The sequence below is a fragment of the Deinococcus aestuarii genome (genome assembly GCF_018863415.1).
GTDB lineage: Bacteria > Deinococcota > Deinococci > Deinococcales > Deinococcaceae > Deinococcus > Deinococcus aestuarii.
In genome coordinates this window covers 91328-100268 of record NZ_JAHKSN010000018.1, presented here as the reverse complement: position 1 = coordinate 100268, position 8941 = coordinate 91328, and the positions used below count along the sequence as shown (strand labels likewise).

8 protein-coding genes and 1 pseudogene are annotated in these 8941 nt (G+C 64.8%); 8 read left to right on the top strand and 1 reads right to left on the bottom strand.

The annotated features are described in order from the left end of the window. The 4 genes from IC605_RS18265 to istB form a co-directional block, all read left to right on the top strand. A partial coding sequence (locus IC605_RS18265) for an integrase core domain-containing protein (RefSeq protein WP_216327509.1) occupies window positions 1–202 on the top strand: 202 nt, incomplete at its 5' end. 149 nt (window positions 203–351) lie between these two features. Further along, window positions 352–1353, top strand: coding sequence for an IS110 family RNA-guided transposase (locus IC605_RS18260; protein ID WP_216327507.1), 1002 nt, complete (start codon window positions 352–354; stop codon window positions 1351–1353). A 435-nt stretch (window positions 1354–1788) separates the two neighbouring features. After that, the gene (gene istA, locus IC605_RS18255) at window positions 1789–3075 is read left to right on the top strand and encodes an IS21 family transposase (RefSeq protein ID WP_216327505.1); all 1287 of its coding nucleotides are present in this window, start codon (window positions 1789–1791) and stop codon (window positions 3073–3075) included. Next, window positions 3072–3872: an IS21-like element helper ATPase IstB gene (istB, locus tag IC605_RS18250; protein ID WP_216327503.1), complete on the top strand. Its 801-nt coding sequence runs from the start codon at window positions 3072–3074 to the stop codon at window positions 3870–3872. Before istA ends, istB begins: the two co-directional genes overlap by 4 nt. Here istB and IC605_RS18245 read toward each other — a convergent pair. Beyond that, window positions 3851–4961: pseudogene (locus IC605_RS18245) on the bottom strand (IS4 family transposase). The gene istB and the pseudogene IC605_RS18245 sit on opposite strands and share 22 nt — an antisense overlap. A gap of 312 nt (window positions 4962–5273) precedes the next feature. Here IC605_RS18245 and IC605_RS18240 point away from each other — a divergent pair. The 4 genes from IC605_RS18240 to IC605_RS18225 all read left to right on the top strand — a co-directional run bounded on the left by IC605_RS18240 (window position 5274) and on the right by IC605_RS18225 (window position 8421). Then, on the top strand, window positions 5274–5495 hold the full coding sequence (locus IC605_RS18240) for a hypothetical protein (RefSeq protein WP_216327497.1): 222 nt from the start codon (window positions 5274–5276) through the stop codon (window positions 5493–5495). Further along, window positions 5464–6126, top strand: coding sequence for a tyrosine-type recombinase/integrase (locus tag IC605_RS25430; RefSeq protein WP_343216662.1), 663 nt, complete (start codon window positions 5464–5466; stop codon window positions 6124–6126). The genes IC605_RS18240 and IC605_RS25430 overlap by 32 nt, the downstream gene beginning before the upstream one ends. A gap of 646 nt (window positions 6127–6772) precedes the next feature. Next, window positions 6773–7516 (top strand): hypothetical protein, encoded by a 744-nt coding sequence (locus IC605_RS18230; protein WP_216327493.1) that lies wholly within the window; start codon window positions 6773–6775, stop codon window positions 7514–7516. Between the two features lie 56 nt (window positions 7517–7572). Continuing rightward, window positions 7573–8421, top strand: coding sequence for a phosphotransferase (locus IC605_RS18225; protein ID WP_216327490.1), 849 nt, complete (start codon window positions 7573–7575; stop codon window positions 8419–8421). The last annotated feature ends 520 nt before the right edge of the window (window positions 8422–8941 follow it).

The following is an 8941-nucleotide window of genomic DNA, read 5'->3' as shown; positions in this document are numbered from 1 at the left end:
AGGAACTCCCTACGACAACGCGAAGATGGAGAGCTTCTACAAGACCCTGAAGACCGAGGAGGTTGACCTGCAAGAGTACGCCGATCTGGACGATGCCCGGCGCCACATCGATGTTTTTATTTACGTCTTAGGCCGGGACGCCCTTCCTGATCAGAATGGGAAGTCAGGCCAGCCCGAACCAGCAAGCCAGATTTTTTTTTAGGCCACTGAAGGCCGTTCCGCAGATCTGGCCGGTTCGGGCGCTCTGCTCGAAGACTGAACGCTATCCAAGGCACAGAAGCCTGCACCGTAAGAACCAGTTCCGAGCGAGCTCGACCTGACGACTTCACCCTACCTCTTGGGAGGTTTGTGATGCACGTACTCGGCCTGGACATCGGCAAGGACACTGTTTTCGCTCACTTGCTCCTGATCGGTGGGGCTCACCATTCGCTCGTGGCGGTGCCCAACACCGCCGCGGGCTTCGACCAACTCCTGCGCTGGGCGGGGAAGCACCATGTTTCCCCAGACGAGCTACACGTGGTGATGGAAGCGACGGGGGTGTACTGGGAGAGCTGCGCGCAGCACCTTCATGAACAGGGCTGCACCGTCAGCGTCGAGAACCCAGCGCGGATCAAATATTTCGCCCGCTCCACGTTGCGCCGTGGGAAAACGGACGCGATGGACGCGGAAATTATCGCCCAGTACGGGTTGAAGATGCAGCCAAAGGCGTGGACGCCACCCAGTCCCGTTCTTCAGGAACTCAAGCTGTTGGTCCGTGAACGGTCCGCACTGCTGGTGACGTTGAACGCCGAGCAGAATCGGCTTCATGCGATGAACCACCGAGCAACAGCGAGCACCACGCTGGTTGGCCTGATCCAGGAACGCGTGGCGTTCCTGAAAACCCAGGTCGAGGCCCTGGAAACGGCGATGCACGAGCTGGTCGAGTCCCAGCCTGTTCTTTGCGAACCCCTCTCCCTGTTGATGACCATTCCCGGCTACGGCTTCTTGACCGCGGCCAGCGTCCTGGCCGAGACCGATGGCTTTGCCCTGATCGAGACGGGGACGCAGATTGCCGCCTACGCGGGAATTGCACCGGCTCCCTTCGAGTCTGGCAGCAGCGTTCAGGGGCGTGGTCGAATCTCGAAGGTTGGGAACGCCCATCTACGCCGCACCGCGTACCTGGCGGCTTCGGGCGCCAAGCACACGAAGGGTCGCATGGGCGAGTTCTACCGCCACCTGCGAGCAGGGGGAAAACCGCCCAAGGTCGCCCTGATCGCCCTCGGACGCAAGTTGTTGCGGACAGGTCTGGCGGTCGTGAAGTCGGGTCAGCCGTATCAGGAAGCCTACTGCCGACCCCAACTCCCCAGCCCTTGACGACCCTGCACCGAGACGCTATCTGCGGACCTCTACAACCGCCGCCGACTGCACTCCAGCTTGGGATACGTCCCACCCGTCGAGTTCGCTGCCTGCTACACTGCCGCCCAGACGTGACTTGCCCCGCGGTCCGCCCGATTGGGTTCACTCCAGGCCCTCGACGCCCTGGTCGATGGCTCGCGTCAACAACTCTTCCAAGTCGTCCGGCAGGTAGCTCTGGGTCATATCCCTCTAGCCTCAGTACCTGACAACTCAGGTTCCGGCGGCTCCTGGCACGGGAAAAGGAATGGTCAGGAGATTCAGGTACGTCTGCTGACGGTGGCGGTTTCAACATGACCAGGAGGGGCGGAACAGATTTGACCACTTCGAGGTAGCAGCCCCCCCCGGCCTACGATTCGCGGTGAATCGGAGGTCAGGATGCTCGGAGGCGCCCAGGTGCGACAAATCATCGAACTCAAGGCCACAGGACAGACCATCAGCGGCATCGCCCGCACCCTCGACCTCAGCCGCAACACCGTCAAGAAGTACCTGCGAGCCCCTGGCCTCCCCCAGCCCAAACCTCGCCCCCAACGGGGAAGCAAGCTCGACCCCTACGTCCCCTACCTCAAGGAGCGCATCGGGCAGGGCGTCCTGAGTGCGGTCGTCCTCTTGCGCGAGGTGCAAGCCCAGGGCTACACCGGGCAGTACACGGTGGTCAAAGACTTTCTCCGCCCATTTCGGCGGACACGGGTGTCCGCCACCCGGGTGACGCCCCGCTTCGAGACCGCGCCTGCGGTGCAGGCGCAGGTGGACTTCGGGCGCTACAGCTACCTGAACCTCGAAGGGCAGACCCGGTCCATCTGGGCCTTCGTGATGGTGCTGGGCTGGTCCCGCGCGCTGTACGTCGAGTTCATCCGCAAGGCCGACACCGCCAGCTTCATCCGCTGTCATCTCAACGCGTTCGCCTATTTCGGCGGACTCACCCAGACCATCCTGTACGACAACACCAAGCAGGTCGTGCTGGAACGTGATCAGAACGGTGAACCCGTTTGGAACGCGCAGTTCCTGGACTTCTCGCTGCGGTTGGGCTTTTCCATCCGGTTGTGCCGCCCCTACCGGCCCCGCACCAAGGGGAAGGTAGAGAGTGGGGTCGGGTACGTCGAGAAGAACTTCTGGCTAGGGGCGCGGTTCGTGGACGACGCCGATCTCAACCGTCAAGCCAGGCACTGGCTTGACCACGTGGCGAACGTCCGCACCCACGGCACCACCCGCGAGAAGCCCGTGGAACGGCTCGCCCAGGAACGCCGATCTCTGACCCCACTCCCTTCACGGGAATCTTTGTCGGTGTTCGTGCGGGAGGTGCGCAAGGTGGCCTGGGACGGGTTCGTGTCGTACGGCGGCAACTTCTACGGCGTCCCGTGGCGCTACGCCGGGCAGACGGTCGAGGTGCAGGCCGACCACCTGGAGGTACAGCTCTTCAGTGGGGGGACGCGCATCGCAGTGCATCCCCGGTCAGCCCAACGGGGGGCGCGCTTCCTGGCGGAAGCGCAGTACGACGGGCTGCCCACCCCTGGAGACGACTCCCGGCGCCGTCGGGCCTTGCTCGCCACCCAGACCGAGGGTCTGTCCGAGATGCAGGTCGAGCAGCGGTCGCTGGCCGAGTACGAGGCGTTGGTCGCCGTCGGGGAGACGGCGACCCTGGACGAGGTGCTGGCGACCGTGTTCCGGGACGGTGAGGCATGATCGCCGTCGAACGATGCCGCACGGCCTTGGAGGCCCTGGGCTTGCCGCATGCGGCAAGCCTGCTGGAGAGCCGCCTGGACGCGGCGGCCAAAAAGGAGCTGCCGTACGCGGACTTCCTGGCCGACCTGTTGCGCATCGAGGTCACGGCTCGGGACGAGGAAGGCCGTGCCAGACGGTTGAAACAGGCCCGCCTGCCTTTTTTGCGGTCCCTGGAGCAGTTCGACTTCGCCTTCCAGCCGAGTGTCGACAAGCGCCTGGTCAAGGAGCTGAGCACGCTGTCCTTCGCCGCCGACGGGCAGAACGTCATCCTGCTGGGCCCGCCCGGCGTCGGGAAGACGCACTTGGCCGTGGGACTGGGCCTGGCCGCCATCACGCATGGGGAGACGGTGCTGTTTGTGCCCGCAGGGCAGCTCATGGAGGACCTGCGCAAAGCGCAGGCCCTGAATCGACTGGAACACCGCCTGCGGTACTACGCCAAGCCCAAGCTGCTGGTCATCGACGAGTTCGGGGTCTGGCCGTATGACCGCTTGGCCGCCAACGCCCTGTTCGGGTTGATTGCGGCGCGGTACGAGCGGGGCAGCGTGATCCTGACGGCGAACAAGGGCTTCGCCGACTGGGGCGAGGTCCTGGGGGACCCGGTGGTGGCGAGCGCGATCCTGGACCGACTGTTGCACCACAGCCATGTGCTGAACATCAAGGGCGAGTCGTATCGCCTACGGGAGAAGAAAAAGTCCGGGCTGTTCCCCAGCGCACTGCTGGGGAACAGTGAGGTCAGTCAGGAGGTGCAGCGGCCGTAAACGTCAGGGGGGTGGTCACACCTATTCCGCCGAAACTGCTCACGACGAAGCCGACATTGACACTGCACCCCGCTGGCTGACCACCGTAGGGCGTCGGCCAAGAGTTCCCAACCGTACTGAGCCACCCCCACAGCCTTGCGTCCATGCTTCTTCACGGGAATCGGTCGTGTCTCCGACCGCCAAGTGCCCACCCGGACCATCCAGACCAACGCCAGGGTGAGCAGTCCGAAGAGCCGCTCGATGCGAGCGGCTTTCACCATGTGCGTCTCCTCCAACCCCAGCCCTCGGGATTTCAGGGCACTGAAGGTGCATTCGATCGTCCACCGCTGCCGATAAACTGCCAGCGTTGCAGGGATGCTCAGGTCAGAAGCGACGATGACGCGCTCGCCCTCTGGGGAGAGCGTCGCCACCACTTGCATCCGGCTCCCGTACACCCAGGCCCGCTCGAACAAGGCGCGCACCTGACCGCATTCCAGAAGCTGGAACGCGTCCCGCACAAACTCGTCATCCAGCCGCGTGTTCTCCCGCAGCCGAATACAGCGGGGAATCCGCCGTTCCCGGAGAAAGGTGAACCAGGCTTGCCCGACGAACTCCCGATCCGCGACCAGGGCTTTCCACCGACGGGCGGGAAGGTCCTGGAGCAGACGGGCCACCAGGCGCATCCGGGCGGTACTGTCGCTGTTGCCGCCGTGCGGCAACGCGACCCAGACGAGCGGGAGCGTCACACCGCTGAGCACCACGCCCAACACCAGCAGGTTGAGTTCAGCCTGACCGTGCTGCCAGTTGGTGCGGTCCAGGGCGAAGAGCAGCTTTCCGGGGGGGAAGGAGCGGGAGGATGACCCGCAACACATCTTCGCCCTGGAGTTGGGGATCGTGCAGGCAGCGCGCCACCCGGCGTGTCTTGGCTTCAGACGAAGCAGCGCCGGGGAGATGCAGGGCCACCCGGCGATGCCGGGTGGACTGAGCTTGCACCAGCCCAGCGATCACATCGGCGACACGTTGCAACGTGTCGCGGCGCAGGTGGGGCAGGTGCGTTTTCAGCAGTTCAGCCAGGGCGGTAACGTCAGGGGGAGCGGCAGTCGGTGTCATGGCGACCCCAACATGCCGCTCTTTGCTCTGCCTGAACGTCCCACGCGGCCTTGCCCCTCCGAGGGGTCGAAAACGGCCGTCAGGACGCTACCTACCTCAAGTTGTCAGGTACTGAGCCCTCTAGCTTAGGCTCGCTGAAGCCAACACGGAGGAAGAATTGAGGAGACGGGAATGTCGGTGTCACGCCAGCGACCCGGTAACCCTGTTCCAACGCAGAGCGTTCATTTAGGCGTAGACCGCCAGCGGGAGCTGTTCTGTTCCCCGCCATTTCCGGTATGTCTGGCACGCGATTCCTCCCGTACTGTGTCTCGAATGAGCCTCGAGTTGCTGGCCGCCAACCTGACCCTCCGGGGCCGGGCCGACCGGCTGTCGCGCCTCAACCCGGACGCGCGGCGCAAGGAGGGCATCCGCGCCGCGCGGGACTCGGACGTGGAGGGTCTGTGGGGGCTGCAGGAGGCGTTCCTCGTGACCTACGGCAGCCGGGGCCGCAGGCAGGCTTCCGGTGAGTCCGGCACCTGGAGGCGTAGGGCCTAGCCCCCAGCAGCGTGCAGGTCTGGCTCTCAGCGGGCCCGGCGCTGTACGCCGCCTTGCGCTGGGCTGGGGCGACCGAGGCCGCCCCCTTCACCAACTGAAGGTCGCCCACGACCCGGTGCCGCGCCGGGAGAAGCGCAAGCCGTACTCGGGCGGGGACGTCGCCACGCTGCTGCATGCGGGCCCACAAGAGGCGGTCATCGTGGTGGCTGGGCGCACATTGCGGGCTACGGGCCAGCGAGATGGCGACGCTGCTCCGCAAGGACATCCACCTGGATGCGGGCAAACCGTATCTGGGGGTGATCGGCAAGCGCCAGGATGTGCGCTCTCGCGCACGGCGGTGCGGGTGCTAGGCGGGTGGCTAGAGACGTCCGCCCACTACGGGCCGCACGTGCTGCCTATCCGCACCCGGCAGGGTGTGGAGAAGGCGCTCGGGCGGGTCTGTGATCAGGCAGGGGTGCGCTACCAGCGCCGCGAGGTGCACAGCCTGCGTCACAGCGCGGGCACTCGGACCTACGCTGAGAGCGGGGACCTACTCGCCGTGCGCGACACACTGCGGCACCGTGACGTGTCGAGCTCGCAGATCTACTTGGACTACGCTAAGGCCGCGAAGAAGGTCAACCGGGACCGATGACCGCCCAGTCGACAGCTACTTGGGCTTCGACGGCTTCGGCGAGGGCTTGGCTGGCTTCGGCTGGGGCTTCGGGGCGTTACCCCTCTTCTGCTCTCTCTGCGCGTTCTCGTTGTTCCCATTCTTCTTCTTCGGCACTACGGCGACCCCCTTACCAGCACTCTAACCCAGGGAGCGGAACACCAGGATTGAAATGAGAATTGCGAGGACCGCCAGGATGATCTGCTGTTGGTTGACCAGCCCGAAACGGTAATTCCGAATATCGTGCATCTGCTGCGTGTTGCTTGTCCAGGTTGACTGCATCTGATAGAGAAGATCCGAGACTTCGCCGTTCGCGTTGCAAGGAAGAGAGGAAGTACGTCTGGGACGTGTGGTAGACGTACTTAGTTGTCACCCTGCATTCTGGCGAGCCGTGACACAGACCCCTCCACCTACCTGTTTAAACGCCAGCGTGCCCGTCGCACCCTGTCCGCAGTGCGGACAGGAAGCCCGTCGCCGCTGGGATGTCACCCGCAAAGCACTTGACGCCCATCTGGAAAATTCGGTCGTCCTTCACGTGACGGTGAGTGTGCACCGTTGCACCCCCTGTTGTCGGTACTTTCGCGTCCAGCCGCCCTTTCTTCGGAAAGGGGCGACGTACACGCAGCGCGTGTACGACAAAGCCCTTCAGACCGTCGAGACGGATGGCCTGCCCTTTTGTCGCGTCCCTGCGCGTCTGGCTCGTGATTTTCATGTGCAGCCCTCCCAGACGACCGTACGCCGTTGGTTCCGGATACCTCTACATGAAGCGCCACCCGCGCCGGACCCCACTGCCTTCAGCGGCGTGCTGTGCGTGGATGAGGTGTACCAACGAGATAAGGCGGTGCTGCTGGCAGTGGACCCGCACGGGAGCGATCCCTTCCTAGCAACCCAGGTCGTGGTTGGCGATCTCCAACCTGCCCATCTGGAGGCGTTTTTCCGGGAACTGGAAGGAGCAGGCATCGTCCCACGCCAGCTTGTGACCGATGAAAGCCGCCTCTATCTGCCGGTGGTGAAGAAGGTGTGGCCCGAGGTCACTCACCAACTGTGCTTGTTCCACGTGGGGAAGAACATGAACGAGCGACTGACCGAACTGTTGCGGGCCTGGCGTCATACGCTGCCGACACCCACCATCGAGAAACAGGGGAGGCAGTCGTTGCGGGGCCGTGTCAAGGATCAGGACTCACCGTTGGCGCAGCGCAAGGCAGCAGCCATTCACGAGGTGTTCCGCGTTCTAGCCCCAAGCACCCGAAAACAGCCGTTAGGCTCAAGCGGTGAGCGGAAGCGGCTGAGGTCAACGTCGTCGCGCCCAAAGGGGGTGGTGTGCTTGCACCGCAGTGGCGTCATCAGGGCCAGCACCTCATCCGGCAAGTGATGCCCTCAGCTCTCCAGGTCATAGCCCTTTATGCGCCCAAGGGTAGAGTAGAAGCCGTGAACGCCTCTGGCGATGACAGCTTGAGGTCCAGCGAGACCGCCCAGGGTCCTGCGCTGCACCCCCTGCGGGAGACGAGTGTTTACCACCCCGTCGCCGTGTATCGCTGTGGCGACACCGTCGTCAAGGAAACCGGGCCCTGGGCGGCCAGCGTCCATGCCCTGCTCGGGCACCTCCAGGACAACGGCTTCCAGGGCGCTCCCCGGGTCGTGGGTACGGGCTTCGACGCGCAAGGGCGCGAAATCCTCACCTATATCGAGGGCGAGTTCACGCATCCCGGCCCGTGGAGCCTGGAGGGCGCCGCTGCGGTCGGGACCCTGCTGCGTCAACTCCACGACGTCACGGCCAGCTTCCATCCACCGCGGGACGCCGTCTGGTTTCCCTGGTTCGGCCGCGCCCTGGGGGAAGGGGCGCGGGTCATCGGGCACGGCGACGTGGCCCCATGGAACATCGTGGCCCGTCAGGGTCGTCCTGTCGCCCTGATCGACTGGGAGCGCGCCGGTCCCGTTGATCCCCGGGTGGAACTGGCGCAGGCGTGCTGGCTGAACGCCAAGCTGCACGACGATCTGGTGGCGGAACTCGAAGGGCTGCCTCCGCTTCGGGAGCGCGCCCGCCAGTTGCGCGCGATGGTGGACGCCTACGGCCTCTCCGCCGCGCAGCGGAGGGGGTTCGTGGAGCTGATGATCGAATTCGTTGTGCATGACACGGCGAACGAGGCCGACGAGGCGAGGATCGGGCCGGAAGGCGGGGCGGCCACCCCGAAATTACTGTGGGGCCTGGCCTGGCGGGCGCGTGCCGCCGCCTGGCTGTGCCGCCATCGCCGCGTCCTCGAGAACGCACTGAGCTGAGCTTGGACGCCGAGACCAGATGCAAGAGGGTGGTGCGGCCTTGACGCACAGCCGGGGCTTCTCCGTATCGTGACGCCTTGACGGCTGTTCTCGGGTGCTTGGGGCTAGAACGCGTCTTCCGGCTACGCGAGGCCGGATTGTCGCAAGGCGCCATCGTGCGCATGACCGGACATGGCATCAACACCGTCAAGAAGTGGTTGGCAGGACCACGACCGCCTGAAGTTGATCCGGGCGCGGTTCAACCGGCGGTCATACTGAGCCCACCCCCGGAGGGGTGGGCGTCCTGGGAGCAAGTGGGGCAGGTGCGGAACAGCTTGTTGGGGCATAAGGGATGGCTGCTGGGCCAGGCGGCTCGCTGGACGGATGAGCAGCGCACTCGGTTTGCTGTGGTGTTGGATTCCCCGCTGGGAGAATCGATGCGAACCGTTCGGGCCCTGATTGAGGGCTGGTACGGCCTGTGGCGCTGTCAAGATGGCAGCCGCCCAACCGTCGCTGAGAGCCGAGCACGCTTTGAGGAATG